This window comes from Neptunicella plasticusilytica (assembly GCF_047922965.1).
Taxonomy (GTDB): Bacteria; Pseudomonadota; Gammaproteobacteria; order Enterobacterales; family Alteromonadaceae; genus Neptunicella; species Neptunicella plasticusilytica.
The window spans coordinates 4,438,338-4,456,699 of the sequence record NZ_CP150481.1; the positions used below are offsets into that span (position 1 = coordinate 4,438,338).

The 18,362-nt window shown below is 43.1% G+C and carries 21 protein-coding genes; all 21 read right to left on the reverse strand.

Annotated elements, in window-relative coordinates; translation table 11 throughout:
- Positions 1–18: 18 nt before the first annotated feature.
- The 21 genes from atpD to rpmH all read right to left on the reverse strand — a co-directional run bounded on the left by atpD (position 19) and on the right by rpmH (position 18,100).
- Positions 19–1,404, reverse strand: a complete 1,386-nt coding sequence (atpD, locus tag V1467_RS19995) for a F0F1 ATP synthase subunit beta (protein WP_416306744.1) — start codon at positions 1,402–1,404, stop codon at positions 19–21.
- Between the two features lie 30 nt (positions 1,405–1,434).
- Positions 1,435–2,295: a F0F1 ATP synthase subunit gamma gene (gene atpG, locus V1467_RS20000; RefSeq protein WP_416306745.1), complete on the reverse strand. Its 861-nt coding sequence runs from the start codon at positions 2,293–2,295 to the stop codon at positions 1,435–1,437.
- A gap of 49 nt (positions 2,296–2,344) precedes the next feature.
- A complete protein-coding gene (gene atpA / locus V1467_RS20005) occupies positions 2,345–3,886 on the reverse strand; it encodes a F0F1 ATP synthase subunit alpha (protein WP_416306746.1) in 1,542 nt (513 codons plus the stop codon).
- A 13-nt stretch (positions 3,887–3,899) separates the two neighbouring features.
- Positions 3,900–4,433 carry a F0F1 ATP synthase subunit delta gene (atpH, locus tag V1467_RS20010; RefSeq protein ID WP_416306747.1) on the reverse strand — a complete coding sequence of 178 codons (534 nt, stop codon included), beginning with the start codon at positions 4,431–4,433 and terminating at the stop codon, positions 3,900–3,902.
- A 14-nt stretch (positions 4,434–4,447) separates the two neighbouring features.
- The gene (gene atpF, locus V1467_RS20015; protein ID WP_416306748.1) at positions 4,448–4,918 is read right to left on the reverse strand and encodes a F0F1 ATP synthase subunit B; all 471 of its coding nucleotides are present in this window, start codon (positions 4,916–4,918) and stop codon (positions 4,448–4,450) included.
- A gap of 36 nt (positions 4,919–4,954) precedes the next feature.
- Positions 4,955–5,203: a F0F1 ATP synthase subunit C gene (gene atpE, locus V1467_RS20020; RefSeq protein ID WP_006994918.1), complete on the reverse strand. Its 249-nt coding sequence runs from the start codon at positions 5,201–5,203 to the stop codon at positions 4,955–4,957.
- A 121-nt stretch (positions 5,204–5,324) separates the two neighbouring features.
- A complete protein-coding gene (gene atpB, locus V1467_RS20025) occupies positions 5,325–6,125 on the reverse strand; it encodes a F0F1 ATP synthase subunit A (RefSeq protein ID WP_416308735.1) in 801 nt (266 codons plus the stop codon).
- Positions 6,126–6,172: 47 nt separating this feature from the next.
- Complete coding sequence (locus V1467_RS20030; protein WP_416306749.1) at positions 6,173–6,559, reverse strand: ATP synthase subunit I; 387 nt, start codon at positions 6,557–6,559, stop codon at positions 6,173–6,175.
- 96 nt (positions 6,560–6,655) lie between these two features.
- On the reverse strand, positions 6,656–7,531 hold the full coding sequence (locus tag V1467_RS20035) for a ParB/RepB/Spo0J family partition protein (protein ID WP_416306750.1): 876 nt from the start codon (positions 7,529–7,531) through the stop codon (positions 6,656–6,658).
- A gap of 17 nt (positions 7,532–7,548) precedes the next feature.
- A complete protein-coding gene (locus tag V1467_RS20040) occupies positions 7,549–8,340 on the reverse strand; it encodes a ParA family protein (protein WP_416306751.1) in 792 nt (263 codons plus the stop codon).
- 29 nt (positions 8,341–8,369) lie between these two features.
- The gene (gene rsmG, locus V1467_RS20045) at positions 8,370–9,014 is read right to left on the reverse strand and encodes a 16S rRNA (guanine(527)-N(7))-methyltransferase RsmG (protein WP_416306752.1); all 645 of its coding nucleotides are present in this window, start codon (positions 9,012–9,014) and stop codon (positions 8,370–8,372) included.
- On the reverse strand, positions 9,014–10,915 hold the full coding sequence (mnmG, locus tag V1467_RS20050; protein ID WP_416306753.1) for a tRNA uridine-5-carboxymethylaminomethyl(34) synthesis enzyme MnmG: 1,902 nt from the start codon (positions 10,913–10,915) through the stop codon (positions 9,014–9,016). Before mnmG ends, rsmG begins: the two co-directional genes overlap by 1 nt.
- A 939-nt stretch (positions 10,916–11,854) precedes the next feature.
- Positions 11,855–12,670, reverse strand: a complete 816-nt coding sequence (locus V1467_RS20055) for a DnaA ATPase domain-containing protein (RefSeq protein ID WP_416306754.1) — start codon at positions 12,668–12,670, stop codon at positions 11,855–11,857.
- Positions 12,651–13,304 (reverse strand): DnaT-like ssDNA-binding domain-containing protein, encoded by a 654-nt coding sequence (locus V1467_RS20060; RefSeq protein ID WP_416306755.1) that lies wholly within the window; start codon positions 13,302–13,304, stop codon positions 12,651–12,653. The genes V1467_RS20055 and V1467_RS20060 overlap by 20 nt, the downstream gene beginning before the upstream one ends.
- Positions 13,298–13,759, reverse strand: a complete 462-nt coding sequence (gene mioC, locus V1467_RS20065; RefSeq protein WP_416306756.1) for an FMN-binding protein MioC — start codon at positions 13,757–13,759, stop codon at positions 13,298–13,300. Before mioC ends, V1467_RS20060 begins: the two co-directional genes overlap by 7 nt.
- A gap of 1 nt (position 13,760) precedes the next feature.
- A complete protein-coding gene (mnmE, locus tag V1467_RS20070; RefSeq protein WP_416306757.1) occupies positions 13,761–15,125 on the reverse strand; it encodes a tRNA uridine-5-carboxymethylaminomethyl(34) synthesis GTPase MnmE in 1,365 nt (454 codons plus the stop codon).
- Complete coding sequence (locus tag V1467_RS20075; RefSeq protein ID WP_416306758.1) at positions 15,126–15,608, reverse strand: YajQ family cyclic di-GMP-binding protein; 483 nt, start codon at positions 15,606–15,608, stop codon at positions 15,126–15,128. It lies immediately after the preceding gene.
- 110 nt (positions 15,609–15,718) lie between these two features.
- Positions 15,719–17,371 carry a membrane protein insertase YidC gene (yidC, locus tag V1467_RS20080; protein ID WP_416306759.1) on the reverse strand — a complete coding sequence of 551 codons (1,653 nt, stop codon included), beginning with the start codon at positions 17,369–17,371 and terminating at the stop codon, positions 15,719–15,721.
- A gap of 5 nt (positions 17,372–17,376) precedes the next feature.
- Positions 17,377–17,628, reverse strand: a complete 252-nt coding sequence (gene yidD, locus V1467_RS20085) for a membrane protein insertion efficiency factor YidD (protein WP_416306760.1) — start codon at positions 17,626–17,628, stop codon at positions 17,377–17,379.
- Positions 17,583–17,951, reverse strand: coding sequence for a ribonuclease P protein component (gene rnpA / locus V1467_RS20090; RefSeq protein ID WP_416306761.1), 369 nt, complete (start codon positions 17,949–17,951; stop codon positions 17,583–17,585). Before rnpA ends, yidD begins: the two co-directional genes overlap by 46 nt.
- 14 nt (positions 17,952–17,965) lie before the next feature.
- Complete coding sequence (rpmH, locus tag V1467_RS20095) at positions 17,966–18,100, reverse strand: 50S ribosomal protein L34 (protein WP_186507167.1); 135 nt, start codon at positions 18,098–18,100, stop codon at positions 17,966–17,968.
- Positions 18,101–18,362: the final 262 nt, after the last annotated feature.

Genomic DNA, 18,362 nt, shown 5'->3' on the forward strand with positions numbered 1-18,362 from the left:
ACCCTCCTAAAGGTCAGTTTACATGCCTTTGGCTTTTTCAATGGCTTCTTCAATTGAACCCACCATGTAAAAGGCTTGCTCGGGAAGATCGTCGTACTCGCCGCTTAAAATACCTTTAAAGCCGTTAATCGTATCCTTTAACGATACATATTTACCTGGAGAACCGGTAAATACTTCAGCAACGAAGAAAGGTTGAGACAAGAAACGTTGGATCTTACGTGCGCGGGATACGACCTGCTTATCTTCATCAGACAATTCGTCCATACCCAGAATCGCGATGATGTCTTTCAGTTCTTTATAGCGCTGCAGTACAGTTTGTACACCACGGGCACAATCATAATGTTCCTGACCAATCACCAGAGGATCCAGCTGACGTGAAGTAGAATCCAGTGGGTCAACCGCAGGATAAATACCCAAAGAAGCAATATCACGTGACAATACTACCGTTGCATCCAAGTGGGCAAAGGTAGTAGCAGGTGATGGATCGGTCAAATCATCCGCTGGTACATATACCGCTTGAATTGACGTGATTGAACCCGTCTTGGTTGAAGCGATACGCTCCTGCAACACACCCATTTCTTCAGCCAATGTTGGCTGATAGCCTACCGCTGACGGCATACGACCTAATAGTGCCGATACTTCGGTACCCGCTAAGGTATAACGGTAAATGTTATCTACGAAGAACAGAACGTCACGACCTTCGTCACGGAATTTTTCGGCCATGGTCAAACCGGTCAAGGCAACGCGCAAGCGGTTACCCGGTGGCTCGTTCATCTGACCATATACTAACGATACTTTATCCAGTACGTTTGAATCGTTCATCTCATGATAGAAATCGTTACCCTCACGAGTACGCTCACCTACACCAGCGAATACAGAGTAACCACTGTGCTCGATAGCGATGTTACGAATTAATTCCATCATGTTTACGGTTTTACCTACACCGGCACCACCGAACAGACCCACTTTACCGCCTTTGGCAAATGGACAAACCAGATCGATTACTTTGATGCCAGTTTCCAGTAGTTCAACCGAAGTTGACTGGTCTTCATAACTCGGCGCTTCACGGTGAATAGACATACGCTCTTCTTCACCAATAGGACCCGCTTCATCAATGGGATTACCCAACACATCCATAATACGGCCCAATGTGGCTTTACCCACTGGAACAGTAATAGGTTCGCCAGTATTTTCTGCGCCTATACCACGACGTAATCCGTCAGTGGTACCCATGGCGATGGTACGGACCACTCCGCCACCAAGCTGTTGCTGAACTTCCAGGGTCAAGCCCTGCAAATTACCTTCGGTAACGCGAAGTGCGTCATATACTTTAGGAACCATGTCTTGTGGAAATTCGATATCCACAACGGCGCCAATGATTTGGACGACCTTACCTTGACTCATGTTCTTTCCTCATAATTTATAAACCTTTGCCTACACCGCAGCTGCGCCACTGACAATCTCACTGATTTCCTGTGTGATTGCTGCCTGACGGGCCTTGTTGTATATCAGCTGTAATTCATCGATCAGGTCGCCCGCGTTATCGGTAGCGGCTTTCATTGCAACCATTCTTGCAGCTTGTTCTGACGCTGCATTTTCAACAACACCTTGATATACCTGAGATTCCACATATCGAACCAATAATGTTTCCAGAATAGGTTTTGGATCGGGTTCGAAAATGTAATCCCAACGATGCTGCAAATTATCATCATCTGATTTTGGCAAAGGCAATAATTGCTCAATTTTTGGCACTTGGGACATGGTATTGACAAAATTGTTAAATACCAGATACAAGCGGTCAATTTTACCTTCGTTATAAGCACTAAGCATGACATGCACTAAACCAATAACATCACTTACACTGGGTGCATCACCTATGCCAGATTCTGCTGCCAACACTTCACCACCAAACCGGTTGAAGAACGCACAGGCTTTGGATCCCAGAGCTGAAAAATCAACTTCAACTCCTTTGTCCCGCCATTGCTTGACATCTTTAGCTACTGCCTTGAACTCATTGGTGTTCAAACCACCACAAAGTCCCCGATCAGTTGAAATAACGATGTAACCAACGCGTTTAATTTCACGTTCTTCCAGATAAGGATGGCGATATTCAAGGTTGGCATTGGCAAGATGGCCAATCACCTTACGCATGCTTTGGGCGTACGGACGACTGCTCGCCATACGATCCTGCGCCTTTTTCATTTTGGACGCAGCAACCATCTCCATTGCGCTGGTGATTTTCTGAGTATTTTTAATACTCCCAATCTTACCTTTTATCTCTTTATCGCCGGCCATGAACTATCTCCTCGATTACTCAACGATCAATGCGCTTGCGCGCATTGATTTACCAGGTTTGGGTTGCCTTGAATTTGTCTAATGCTTCTTTCAAGGACGACTCAATACTGTCGTTGTAGTTACCGGTACTGTTAATAGTGTCCATTAGCTCGGCGTAGTCACTGTGCATAAACGAATGCAAAGAGGCTTCAAAATCCAGAACCTTGTTCATTTCCAGATCTTTCAGATAACCTTTTTCTACCGCGAACAATGAAACCGCCATATCAGCAACGGATAATGGTGCGTATTGTTTTTGCTTCATCAGCTCAGTAACACGTTCACCATGTTCAAGTTGTGAACGGGTTGCTTCATCCAAATCAGAAGCAAACTGAGAGAATGCCGCCAATTCACGATATTGAGCCAATGCCAAACGGATACCACCGCCCAGCTTTTTGATAATCTTGGTTTGCGCTGCACCACCTACCCGTGAAACCGAAATACCTGCGTTAACTGCCGGGCGAATACCCGCGTTAAACAAGTCAGTTTCCAGGAAGATCTGACCATCAGTAATAGAGATTACGTTGGTCGGTACGAATGCCGATACATCACCAGCCTGGGTTTCAATAATCGGCAATGCAGTCAAAGAACCGGTTTTACCTTTTACTTCACCTTTGGTGTAACGCTCAACATACATTTCGTTAACGCGAGCAGCACGCTCCAGCAAACGTGAATGAAGATAGAACACATCCCCAGGATAAGCTTCACGACCCGGCGGACGACGTAACAACAAAGATACCTGACGATAGGCTACTGCTTGCTTGGACAAGTCATCATAAACTATCAGCGCATCTTCACCACGGTCACGGAAATACTCACCCATAGTACAACCGGAATAAGGTGCCAAATATTGTAATGCCGCTGACTCAGAAGCCGTAGCCGCAACAATAATGGTATTTTCCAGAGCACCGTGTTCTTCCAGTTTACGTACCACGTTAGCGATAGTGGATGCTTTCTGACCGATAGCAACATATACACATTTAACGCCGGTACCTTTCTGGTTGATGATCGCATCGATAGCTAACGCGGTTTTACCGGTTTGACGGTCACCGATAATCAACTCACGCTGACCACGTCCAACCGGGATCATAGAGTCAATTGACTTATAACCAGTTTGAATTGGCTGATCAACCGATTGACGCTCAATTACGCCCGGTGCGATTTTTTCTACCGGTTCAAAACCGTCAGCATCAATCGAGCCTTTACCATCAATAGGTGCACCTAGTGTGTTAACCACACGGCCTAATAAATTACGACCTACCGGTACTTCTAGAATACGGCCGGTAGATTTAACTTTTACCCCTTCCTGTAAATCGGCATAAGGTCCCATCACTACCGCACCAACCGAGTCACGCTCAAGGTTAAGTGCAATGGCATAGCGACTGCCAGGAAGTTCTATCATTTCGCCTTGCATTACATCTGCAAGACCGTGAATACGAATAATACCGTCGGTTACACCGACTATTGTACCTTCATTACGCGCTTCACTTACGACTTCAAACTGTTCAATTCTTTTTTTGATCAGCTCGGCGATTTCAGTGGAATTCAGTTGCATCCTCATTTCCCCGTTATGCTTGTAACGCGTCTGTCAGACGGTTTAATTTGCTTCGTACAGAACCGTCGATAACTGTGTCACCGGTTTTAATCACAACACCGGCAATCAATACAGGATCCACGCTACAATTCAGCTTAACTTTTCGTGTCAAACGTTTTTCTAGAGACACGCTGAGTTCTTGTTTTTGTTGCTCGGACAGTTCGACAGCAGAAGTCACATCAACATCCACTTCTTTCTCAAACTCGGCCTTGTATTGATTAAACAACATCAAGATTTCAGCTAACGCCGTTAAACGTTTGTTCTCAGCCAAAACACGAATAAAATTCTGGCCATTTTGATCGATTTGTTCACCACAAAGCTGGACAAATATATCGGCCAACTTGTCATCTGCTACCGAGCCGGTCAGCAATTGCTGCACTTGCTCATTAGCAGCCACCTGAGCAGAAAACGACAACATTTCCTGCCAGCTTTGAATGGCTTTATGTTCGACCGCATATTCAAAAGCAGCTTTAGCGTAAGGGCGAGCAATAGTAGTCATTTCAGACATAAGCTCGTACTCCCCTATAACTCAGCGACAAGTTTTTCAACTATGTCACTTTGTGCTGCTGCATCGATTTGACGGCCCAGAATCCGTTCCGCACCAGTTACCGCAAGTGCAGCAACTTGTTGACGTAATTCTTCGCGAGCACGATTTCTTTCTGCTTCGACTTCAGACTGACCCTGAGCAATGATTTTCTCACGCTCCTGATGACCACGTTGCGTTTCTTCATCAATAATTTGAGACGCACGTTTCTTAGCCTGTTCAATAATGTCAGCAGCCTGAGATTTTGCTTCTTTTAACTGTGCAGTGGCTTTTTCCTGAGCCAGTTGCAAGTCTTTTTCAGCGCGATCTGAAGCAGCCAAACCATCGGCAATTTTCTTTTGACGATCTTCAATTGCATTCATAATCGGTGGCCATACATACTTCATGCAGAACCAGACGAATACGATGAACGCAATAAGTTCACCAAGTAGAGTGGCGTTAATATTCAAAACCGCTCCTCCTCAATTCGTTGTTGTAGTGGGTGCTTATACGGCAAATTTCGCGCTTTCAACAAACAACAAGAACAGAGCGATAGCGACACCGATCATCGCGATTGCATCGATCAAACCGGCTACGATAAACATTTTAACTTGCAGTTGTGGCGCTAATTCTGGCTGACGAGCAGCAGACTCGAGGAATTTACCACCCAACAAACCGAAGCCGATTGCCGGACCTAATGCACAAAGACCGATCAAGATACCTACTGCGATATAAAGATTACCTAAGATTTCCATTGATTTTCACCTTTCAAGTTTAAAGTTAAAGTTTAAAAAAATTGTTATTAATTACTATTCCGGGCTTCCTGCCCTCGACCCTCGCGGGGTCATTTAAAAGCTGTGCTAATTTTTGACAAAATTAGTGATCTTCATGCGCCATACTTAAATAAACGATGGTCAGCATCATGAAAATAAATGCTTGTAACGGAATAATCAGTAGATGGAACGCAGCCCAGATAAAGTGGATTGGCAACTGCCAAAGCCCAATAGTTGCTGCAATCAAAATAAAGATTAATTCACCCGCATATAAGTTACCGAATAAACGTAACGACAGAGATAAGGGTTTGGCTATCAGTGATACCAGTTCCAGAATAAAGTTAAACCAGTATAACCAGGGCGTATTGAAAGGATGGGCATAGAGTTCTTTCATAAACCCGCCAAAACCTTTTATTTTAATCGAATAAAAGATCATCAATAAAAATACGCCAATAGACAGGGCAAAGGTCATATTGACATCGGTAGTCGGCACCACTTTCATATACACATGATGAGGGTCATAACCCATCAATCCACCAATTTGCTGCGCGATCCAGGGCAGAAAATCAACCGGGATTAAATCCATCAGGTTCATTAACAATACCCATACAAAAATGGTTAATGATAATGGTGCGATCAACGCACTCTTGCCATGAAAGGTACTTTTAACGGTTGAATCAACAAACTCAACCACTAACTCTACACATGCCTGCCATTTTCCCGGTACACCCGCCGTTGCCGACTTTGCTACCGAACGGAAAAGCCATAGAAAAACAATTCCCAAGCCCACAGACCATGCAATAGTATCGATATGAAAGGTCCAAAAACCTTCGCCAACCGTTGCATTGGTCAAGTGGTGCTGAATATAACCACTAATGGTTTGTTCGTCACCCGTTCCAGCCATCATCTATCCCAATTGTTTAAAGTTAAAAATCTTTTACAGTGGCGGTATCAGTTACCGCGACTTGAATACACTATCCCCGGCCATTGAGTCATCAGGGTAATAACATAGCCTGCTAACAGCGGCAGGGCAGGTAATTTTAGCCATTGAAATACAGCGACAAACAAAATAACGCTGACAAATAACTTTAGTTTTAATCCCTGATTAAAACTTCTGACTACCTGCTTATTTTTACTGGCACCGGCATACTTAAATGCCATCAGGCCGAATACCAAATTGGCCAGAATGCAAATCACACCACCTGCTAATACGGCGACTGCAACATTCTGATCCCAAATCAACATACCGATCAACGCGCTAAAAATTACACTGGCGCATTGAAATAAAAAAATTTTTCTGACCAGTAATCGCCCAGTTCCGGCCAAACTTTGTGCCATTAATGGCCTCTTGTACGTTGAATTTAATAAAAGCGCCGGAATTATACTGTTTTACGCAGTTTTTACAACTGATAACAATCTAACCCTTTACGCGAATTAACTGACTTTAAAGTGGGCTAGTATACCGTCTAGTTCATCCAGACTGCTGTAGTTAATTACCATTTTTCCCTTACCTTTGGTGTTGTGCGATATGGACACGCTGGCACCCAAGTTCTCGGATAATTTGGTTTCCAGCCTTTTTACGTCCGGATCATCTTTCTTTTGTTCTTTCTGCTTAGCCGGCTCGAGTATTTTACGGACTAAATTTTCTGTATCCCTGACAGTTAATCCCTTTCCGGCTACAGTTCGCGCAGCATCTAGCTGACTTTCACCTTCAAGTGCCAATAGAGCTCTGGCATGGCCCATTTCAATATCGCCATATTCTAACAATAATTTAACATCTTCATTAAGATTGTTCAGCCTTAATAAATTGGTCACGCTAGCCCGTGATTTGCCTACTGCCTCAGCGACTTCCTGATGCGTCAGTTCAAACTCGGTTAATAAACGTTCCAGCGCCTGCGCTTCTTCCATCGCGTTCAAATCTTCACGCTGAATGTTTTCAATTAGCGCAATGGCTACTGCCGCTTCATCGGCAACGTTTTTAATCAGACAGGGAATTTCTTCCAGATGAGCTAATTGAGAAGCGCGCCAACGTCGTTCACCAGCAATAATTTCATACTTGTCTTTTGCCAGTTTACGCACTACTACCGGCTGAATAACACCCTGGGATCGGATTGAAGAGGCTAAATCTTCCAGCGCATCAGGCGACATGTCCTTGCGAGGTTGATATTTTCCCGGTTGCAAAAATTCTAGCGGTAATTTTTGTAATTCACCGCCGTCAACCGACTGAGTACTTTTATCATTGCGGGTCTGTTGACTGGTTGCTAATAACGCATCTAAACCTCTGCCCAATCCTCTTTTTTTGGTTGACATGTTTTCCTCAGATTTTTTTAACTGTTTGATACAGCAGCGTTGGTTTGATTGCGGCGACGTAAAATTTCACCGGCCAGCGCCAAATAGGCTTTTGCTCCAGTGGACGATTTTTCATAATACATCGCTGGCGCACCAAAACTGGGCGCTTCTGCCAATCGGACATTACGCGGTATCACGGTACGATAAACTTGCGCACCAAAATGACGTTTAAGTTGCTCGGATACATCATTGGCCAGTCTGTTGCGCGGATCGTACATGGTACGCAACACACCTTCAATTGTCAGATCAGGATTGACCACCGAAGCCAATTTTCGAATAGTATCCATCAGCGCAGTTAAACCTTCCAATGCATAATATTCGCATTGCATCGGCACCAGCACAGAATCGGCAGCTGCCATGGCATTTACGGTTAACTGACTCAGGGAAGGGGGGCAATCGATAAAAATATAGTCGTAATAATCTCGGACCGGTTGCAGTGCATTGCGTAAACGCAATTCACGGGCAAAAACTTCCATTAATTTTATTTCAGCTGCAGTAACATCACTGTTGGCGGCAATAAGATGATATTTGCCAGTCGTTTCCTTAACAATCACCTCTTCTACCGGTTTTTCTTCAATCAACAGTTCGTAACAGGTAGATTCAACTTCAAACTTGTCCACGCCGCTGCCCATAGTGGCATTACCCTGCGGATCAAGATCTATCAACAATACTTTACGTCGGGTTGCTGCCATAGATGCTGCAACATTGACGGCAGTCGTTGTTTTACCTACACCACCTTTTTGATTGGCAATTGCAATGACCTTTCCCAAAATAAATATCCAATGTTGTTTAGGGTTTATTAATTTTTATTTTTGCTTATTTTGATCAAATGGCGATCAGCGTCAAGGCCCGGTATATCAAGCTTGATAGCTTGGACCAGGCTAAACCCTGGCGGTAATTCATTTAGTTCCAGCTCAGGATACAGGCCTTTGAGAGCCAAAAATTTCCCTTGTGAATCTACCAGATGCTGACACCAGTGCAACATATCTTTTAGTGAGGCAAATGCCCGGCTTATAACGCCATCAAATTCGATATCGCTCTGGTATTGCTCTACGCGGGATTGTACCGGCTGAATATTTTTCAGCCCTAATTCGTATCCTGCCTGTTTCATAAACCTGACGCGTTTACCCAAACTGTCGAGTAACACAAAGTGTTTATCCGGACACATAATAGCCAATGGTATGCCAGGTAAACCCGGTCCGGTTCCTACGTCAATGTAAGATTGTTTATCCAGTTCAGGTGCAATAACAATCGAATCAATAATGTGCTTGCTCAACATATGGATTGGATCGCGAACAGAAGTCAGATTGTAGGCTTTATTCCACTTATCCATCAGTTGAACAAAACAAACCAGTTGCTCTAATTGCTGTTGGTTAACAGTTAAAGTGGATGACTCAAGCCATTTTTGCAGGTGAGTAACTAGTACCGGATCGGGTTGCATCATCAGGCGGTTTTTCTCGCATCTTTACGCAACAACCCCTGTTTTTTAAGATAAACCAGCAATAAGGAAATAGCAGCTGGTGTAATACCTGAGATACGTGATGCCTTGCCAATGGTTTCCGGTCTGGCGTCAGTCAACTTAGCCACCACTTCATTGGATAAGCCGGAAATTTTACTGTAATCAAAATCCATCGGTAACAGAGTGTTTTCATTACGTTGAGTACGGGCTATTTCTTCATACTGACGTTCAATATAACCGGCATATTTGGTCTGGATTTCCACTTGCTCTGCGGCTTGGGCATTATCCAACGCTGGACCCAATGACTCGATTTGCATCAGTTTTTGATACGTCATCTCCGGTCTGCGCAGTAATTCTTCCAGAGAGTTTTCTTTAGTAATCGGATTTTTTAACAACGGATTTAATGCCTGGGCAGCGATATGTGCAGGCGAAACCCAGGTGGATTTTAAGCGCTGCTTTTCCAATTCTATTGCTTCCAGTTTTTGATTGAAGGCTTGCCATCTCACGTCATTGACCAGACCCAGTTCCCGGCCTTTGGCAGTTAAACGGATATCGGCATTATCTTCGCGCAATAACAAGCGATATTCAGCACGGCTGGTAAACATCCGGTAGGGTTCTTTGGTTCCCATGGTAGATAAATCATCAATTAGTACACCCATATAGGCTTCGTCCCGGCGCGGTGTCCAGCTGTCTTTATCTTGAGCCTGCAAGGATGCATTCATTCCGGCAACAAGACCTTGTGCACCCGCTTCTTCATAGCCCGTAGTACCATTAATTTGACCAGCAAAAAATAGTCCCTGAATAAATTTGGTTTCCAGTGATTGTTTCAAATCTCTGGGATCGAAAAAGTCGTACTCAATGGCATAACCTGGGCGGATAATATGCGCATTTTCAAATCCTTTAATCGAACGAACTAAAGCCACTTGCACATCAAAAGGTAAGCTGGTTGAAATACCATTTGGATAGACTTCAATGCTGTTCAGCCCTTCGGGCTCAACAAAAATCTGATGAGAAATTTTATCCGCAAAACGATTAATTTTATCCTCAATAGAAGGGCAATATCTTGGCCCTATTCCTTCTATCACCCCGGTATACATGGGCGATCTATCTAACCCACTGCGAATTATATCGTGGGTTTTCTCATTGGTATGGGTGATATAGCAGGAAATTTGACGAGGATGATGCTCTTCTTTTCCCATAAACGAAAATACCGGAACTGGATTATCACCCGCTTGTTCTTGCATCACCGAAAAGTCCAGTGAACGGGCATCTAATCGTGCAGGGGTACCGGTTTTTAATCTATCTGTTCTAAAAGGCAACGCCCTTAATCGTTGAGCTAATGCGTTTGAAGGAGGATCACCAGCACGCCCACCTTGATAATTATCCAAACCAATATGAATCACACCACCTAAAAACGTGCCCACGGTAAGTACCACAGTTTTAGCTTTAAATTTTAATCCCATCTGAGTCACTACACCCGTGACACGATCATTTTCAACAATAAGATCATCACAAGATTGCTGGAATAAAGTCAGATTGGGCTGATTTTCCAGTACCTGACGAACAAAACTCTTATACAGGGCGCGATCTGCCTGAGCACGAGTTGCTCTTACGGCGGGGCCTTTGCTGGAATTTAGAGTACGAAACTGAATGCCAGCATGATCAATTGCGGTGGCCATTACACCACCCAGCGCATCAATTTCTTTAACCAGATGGCCTTTGCCAATGCCGCCAATAGCAGGATTACAGGACATTTGTCCCAAGGTTTCAATATTGTGGGTAAGCAGCAGTGTATCGGATCCCATTCTGGCTGCGGCTAACGCAGCTTCAGTACCGGCATGACCACCACCAATAACAATGACATCAAATTGTTGTTCGTAAAGCATACTTACCTCTGTATTCAACCCGCTTAAATCGGGGGCGCATATTCTATAGATTTTATTGGCTTATTGAAACGATTAAAATTCAACCAATTCCGTTTTTGTGCTGTTTAATTAAATTAAGATCTATATAGATCTTTTACTTACTGTTATTACTATTAAGCAAGCCAATATCATGTATAAGTCAATTTAATTTTTTTAAAACAGTTACTTATATCAATTTTAAGTTGTTGGTATTGATCAAATAACAGGCGTAAATCATGGGGATAACTTGTTGTTTTATCCACAGGTGAATATTTATATAATTTTATAAAGTGGATAATAATACATAATAAAGATGTTATTCACTAAGTTATGCACATTTATTTAATTCCAGTGATCTAACTGTGTGTAATTTGTGATCAGTTAAATTTTTAAATTTGACTTATTGTATTTAAGTATTTGTTTTATATTGATATTTATTGTTGCTGACAGATTTGTTACGGCTATCCACAGCTTGGATTTATACACATATCGCGTAAAATATTTTTGGACTAAAGAGAACAATGCTTAGCCCTGATAACCTGTTTAAAACGACCAGTTTTTATCCAGCCGCAATAACATTTGTAAGTTGTAGACGATTTTATAGATGTATATAGCCGTTTATATGGCTAGGCGTTAAGTAAAGGACTTACCCAATAGAAGTGGACATCTCTTATAGTTATTAGATAAGAGGAGGTTTATGGAACGTAAAAGAGAGCTCAACCCTATACAGAAAAATTCTGCAAAGAAGCCGTGCGGAATTGCCTGGCAACTCCAATGGCTCAGTGGCTTTTGAGCTGGCAATATCCGCCCAGCAGATCTATAACTGGCGCAGACAGTTTACCCGCCTGACCGATACGTAGTTCAGCAAGATTAAAGGCGTGCAGATGTTGGAGGGGGAAGTAACATGGCTTTGCTGCTACGTTACCTGACCTGATTAGGATGATATGCGTTGGAGTAATCTGTTTCTTCGTTTTCAAGGCTTAGCGCCTTGCGTCTGCTCGGCCCGGAAAATTGTACTCGATAAGTATCGTATTCCTTGATCGATTCAAAGCAATAGTGACCCAGTGCGTTTTCCAGCTCGGACAGATTATGGTTGGTAATAAGTATACAGTTTTTGTTATTGACCAGTCGCTGACGTAATAGGTTGCCTAGCCAACTCTGGGTATTTTTCTTTAATATTGTTTCATTGACACACACTTCATCAAGGATGAGCAGGTCTACATTGAGCAGTTCCTGATTGACTTCACGAAATTTCTCGCCAATGTTGTCCTGGGCATTGTAGTCGAAGGACGAAAAACGCATTTCCAGTAAGGTCGACAGTTGCCGGTATAATACCGAAATTTCGTATTGATCGATCAGTTCATGGGCAATAGCGCCGGCAATATGAGATTTTCCACGGCCATAATCACCATAAAATATCATCATATGTGAACCGCTTTGTCGCCAGTCTACATCGTCGTGGGCGGCAATAAAGGACTTGGCAATACTAATGGCTTCGATCACGTCTTCGCTGTCTTCAATCAGATTATCAAAAGTCCACTTTGGATTGAGATCAGAACGGCCATGGATATTGTGGATACGTTCTTTTTTAGCCTGTTGCTGTATTTTTTTTATATCATTATTGGCTTGTTGCTGATAAACCGAACGGAGACTCTGATAATCCACTGGCTGGTCATCGACAGGTTTTCTGCCTAGTGTTTTAGCTAATTGATCAATTTTATTTTTGATGCTTTGCACTGTATTTCTCCACCAATCTTTTGGCGTTATCATCGGCATTGACTGCCGCTTTACTGTTGACTAGCTGATTTCCCACGCGTTTTTGTGGTTTATTACCGTAGGCCAGACGTTTCTTTTTCAAATGTTGAACAAATTTCTGGGTCCATTGAAATAAGGTGAAATTAGATTCTGGGCGGGTAAGCCAATACGCAATAAACTCACCTAATTCATCGTCACTATAGGCTTTTTCAATGATGCCGACCAGACTCGCCAGCTGATTAAACAACATGCTATTAGGTTGCCAGTCGGCCCGCATGGATTGCCACTGCATATGTAAATTCTGGTAGTCATTGTTTTGGGTCGCAATTAAAGGCAATAACAGTTGTTTACCGTTGAGGCTGTGATTCTCCTGTTGCTGTTCGGTGTAATTAACCAGCCCGATATCAACCAGCTCCTTGATTAAGGCATTGATCTGCCTGCCTAGACTGATAATTTCAGTTTTACCGTTAAGCAAATCTTTCAACTGGTTGTAATTTAATGGTGAAGTAGTGCCACTTTTTTCATCTACATTAATGCGCAAAGCCATAAAATATAAAACGCGGGCTTCGTTACTGACAGGTTGTTTTAATGCATTGAGTTCAGATTGGTTTAGCATAATGGTTTGATATATTGTTTAAATTGCGGCTGTTCAAATAAATTTTCTAACCAGGTTTCAGCCTCGTCTTCAGGAATAGGGTGATGAAGTACGTCAATATATAACGGTTCACTTAGCGAGTTTGCCTTGGCTGATTGCATCAATTGATGCATTTGTTTACCTCCCTCACAAAACGTATCGTAACTACTATCACCCAGACCAATAATTATATAGTTAACCCGTGGCAACTGCTGTTGTTTTAGTTGTTCGGCAAAGGGTTGAATATTATCGGGCAAATCTCCCGCTCCATGAGTAGAAGTACAGATACACCACAAATTATCCTGATCCAGTTGTTGCATATCCGGTGTCAGATAAATTTCGCTGTGGATACCCAAAGTTTCCAGCTTGGCAGCCAACGCATCAGCAACATATTCACTGGCCCCTAGCATAGAGCCGACAATAATCTCTACTCGCATATTATTTCCCGATACAGAATGAACTGAAAATCCGTCCCAGCAAGTCATCGGAACTGAATTCACCGGTAATTTCATTGAGATGTTGTTGCGTCAGACGTAACTCTTCAGCCAACAGTTCGCCAGCCAGATGAAGTTCTAATTGTTGCTGGCCCGTTTGAAGATGTTCAGCCGCTTTATCTAGCGCATCCAGGTGTCGTCGCCGTGCAATAAACTGGCCTTCAGTTTTGGCCTCAAAGCCCATGCAATCTTTTAAGTGTTGCGCTAGCAAATCAATACCTTGTTTATTACTGGCAGATAAATGAATAAGGGGATAATCATTGATAATTGTCTGACCTATAGCTTCTCCGGATAAATCCGCTTTATTGCGGATAACTGTCATTTTCATATTATCGGGTAAGCGATCGACAAAATCCGGCCAGATATCATGAGGATCGGTTGCACTGGTTTCGGTACTGTCGAGCATAAACAGTACCCGGTCAGCTTGGTGTATTTCTTGCCAGGCGCGCTCAATACCTATCTGCTCGACTTTATCCTGACTGTCGCGCAATCCGGCGGTATCAATAATATGCAGTGGCATACCATCGATATGAATATGTTCTTTTAAAACATCTCGGGTGGTACCTGCAATGTCAGTAACGATAGCTGCATCTCGTCCGGCCAACGCGTTGAGCAAGCTGGATTTTCCCGCATTGGGTCGGCCAGCAATCACCACCCGCATGCCTTCACGTAAAATACTGCCTTGTTTGGCTTGTTGCTGAACTTGCTGCAGTTTGGTGATGATTTGCTGAAGATCGTTAAGCACCTTGCCATCGCTAAGAAAGTCAATTTCTTCATCCGGAAAATCAATTGCGGCTTCAACATACATACGCAAGTGGATGGTCATTTCGACAAGCTGGTTTATATGTTGGGAAAATTCTCCCTGCAATGAGCGCAGAGCGCTTCGTGCGGCCTGTTCTGAACTGGCATCGATGAGATCAGCAATGGCTTCGGCCTGGGCCAGGTCCAACTTATCGTTTAAAAAAGCTCGTTCACTGAATTCGCCTGGCCGTGCTAAACGGATTTTGTGGTCTTGCAAAATGGTTTTGATCAGCATATCCAGCACTATCTGGCCGCCATGACCTTGTAATTCCAGTACGTCTTCGCCGGTAAAGGAATGGGGTCCCTTGAAAAATAATGCTATGCCTTGATCCAGGGTTGTATTGTCAGCGTCAATAAAGGGTAAATATTCTGCCTTACGTGGCTTGGGTATTTTGCCCAGTATTCTGTTTGCCACTGAGGCTGCGAGGTGACCTGAAACTCGAATTATCCCAACTCCACCTCTGCCAGGTGCGGTTGCCTGGGCGATTATAGTCTGATCGTTTTGCATCTAGTCGCGGAAATTATTGAATTGGAAAGGTTGACCTAATTCGGCTTGTCTAATCAACGCCATGGCTTGTTGCAGGTCATCGCGTTTTTTACCAGTGACCCTCACCTGTTCACCCTGTATCGAAGCCTGGACTTTCAGCTTGGCTTCTTTGATTTTGGTGATGATTTTTTTGGCCATGGGCTGATCAATTCCTTGCTTGAATACAATGTTTTGCTTAAAGGACTTGCCGGTTCTCGTTACTTCCTGTGACTCCAGACTATTGGCATCGATATTTCTCTTTGCACATTTGCTGCGCAATATATCTTTCATTTGTTGTAGTTGAAAATCGCTTTCGGTGGTCATGGTGACGACGCCGTCTTTTAGCTCAAAACTGGCATCAGCGCCGCGAAAGTCAAAACGGGTTTCCAGCTCTCGACTGGCGTTATCCACCGCATTTTTGACTTCAACCAAGTCAATTTCCGATACGATATCAAATGAAGGCATAACATACTCCAATGGTTATTTTGGGTGATTATAATCGATTCAGATCATATACCAGTAAATAAAATAAAAAAGCCCACCGAAAGGTGGGCTCAATGACTAAAATAGATGTTCTATTTTATTTTCATACCTTTCTTTTCCATCCCGGCGTAAATGATTTTAGCCTGGGTAATGGTAATCAGGTTACTGACTAACCAGTACAATACCAGTCCAGCCGGGAACCACAGGAAGAATACTGTCATCATCACCGGCATCCACTGCATAATTTTTTGCTGCATCGGATCTTGTACGGTAGCAGGATTCAGTTTTTGCAGCAGGAACATACTGGCGCCCATTAATATTGGCAACACATAGTAAGGATCCTGTACTGACAGATCGTTGATCCATAAAAAGAATTCAGCATGACGGAATTCTACGCTTTCCAAAAAGACATAATACAAGGCCAGGAATATCGGCATTTGCAATAGCAACGGGAAGCAGCCACCCATCGGGTTAACTTTTTCCTTTTTGTACAATTCCATCATACCTTGTGACATTTTTTGTCTATCGTCACCGTAACGTTCTTTAAGGGCGGCCATTTTGGGCTGCAGGGCGCGCATTTTACCCATGGATACGTATTGGGCTTTGGTTAACGGATACATGGCGCCTTTTACGATAATGGTAATAATGATAATTGCCACACCCCAGTTGCCCACAAAGCTTTGGATAAATTTCAGCAAGGCAAATAATGGCTGGGAAATCCACCAAAGGATGCCGTAGTCTACAGTTAAATCCAAACCCTTGGCTAAATGCTCTAATGCATCCTGATTTTTAGGGCCAAGATATAATTCACTGCTGATGCTTGCTTGTTGACCTGGTTCTATTACGACAGGTTGACCGGTATAGCCGATAGTCGCGTAGGCACCATTGCTACTACTTTTGGTAAACAAGGTATTTTGTTCCTGTTCTGGCGGGATCCAGGCTGACACAAAATAATGTTCCAGCATGGCAACCCAGCCACCTTGAGTCACTTTTCGTAAGTTAGATTCATCAATGTCATCAAAGGTGTATTTTTCGTAGCGGGTTTCGGCGGTTGAAAAGGCGCTACCACGGTAGGTGGGCATAAACATACCACCGCTTTTTTGTCCTTCAACGGCTTGTTTTAACTGAGCATATTGTTGAATGTTAGCCGGATTTTCACTGTTGTTTTGAATATCATATTTTACTTCAACATTGTGTTTACCAGCGTGGAAAATAAAGCTTTTGGTTACTGCAATACCGTCGGCGGATTGCCAGGTTAGCGGAACAACCAGTTCTTCGCCATTTAATACATAGCTGTCAGCGGTTGTTTGATAAACCGGGCGACCGTCTTTGCTGGAATCAGGACCATCGGTGCCAATCAAACCACTTTGAGCGATGTACAAGGTTGCTTGATCCGGTCTGAGTAAACTAAAGGTATCATCTGACCCTTGTGTGACCGAAAAGTCATTTAGATTAGCACTGACAATATCACCACCTTTGGTATTGATTAGCAGTTCTAAGGTATCTGTACTGATTCTGATGGTTTTAGCGTCGTTAGCTACGGCTGCGACCGGATTAACAATAGTTGAAGCAGGTACATCCTGACCGGCAGGAATATCACTATTGACGTCAGCTTGTTGCTGATCGTTGATGATTTGTTGAGGGGGAGCAACCGGTTTAGGGCTGTAATCCACTTGCCATTGTTGCCACAGTAAAAAACTGACAAACAGTAGACCTATTACTAATAAACTACGTTGGGATTCCATAATATTTACTTCATTTCTCGTTGTTTAGGTGGCACGGGATCAAAACCCCCCGAATGTAAAGGTTGGCATTTTAATATGCGTTTAACAGTTAACCAACACCCAATCCAGCTTCCGTGAACTTTAATTGCTTCAATAGAATAATGAGAGCAAGTTGGGTGAAAACGACACTGTTGTCCCAAAATGGGCGATAGCCAACGTTGATACCCCTTTATCAAACAGATAAAGAAGGATTGCAGCGGCGAAATATTTTTTTCCATAATTTGTCCAGGAGATTAAAAATTTCCTGATTAGTCATGCTATCCAGTCCACTTTTGCCAATAACTACTATATCAATATTTCCAAGTCCGGATTGATGATGGCGAAAACTCTCACGAATAATACGCTTTATGCGATTTCTGTCATGGGCTTTTTTGACCCTTTTTTTCGCAATGGTAATGCCTAAACGAGCGTTAGTGAGTTGGTTTGTTCTAGCGAGTAAAGTTATTTGGGGGGAAGGAGCTGAAGTTGCATCTTGAAATACATTTCCGAAATGGGTGGGAGTGAGTAGTCTCACGTCCCGAGAAAAAGTATTTTCACCCACTTCGACAAATGCATTTATGCAGATAAACGAGCACGGCCTTTGGCGCGGCGACGCGCTAAAACCTGACGGCCGTTTTTCGTTGCCATACGAGCACGAAAGCCGTGTGAACGTTTACGCTTTAAATTACTTGGTTGAAATGTTCTTTTCATGACCTAATCCGCTGCTGTAACGTTAATAAAACCTATTGAACACATTGGCGCTCAAAAAGGACGCTGAATTCTAGAGATCCAAAGTCAATAAGTCAATCAATGATCAAAGATAAATAGGCTGAATCACGAAAAAAAGCTAAATTTTCAATCTGTCCTGTTAATAACTTAATTAATATTGATATGTTATTCACAGATTTAATGGATGATTTCGCTAAATTCTTTATTTCTAAGTCAGTTTTTATACAGATAACTTTCTATTGTA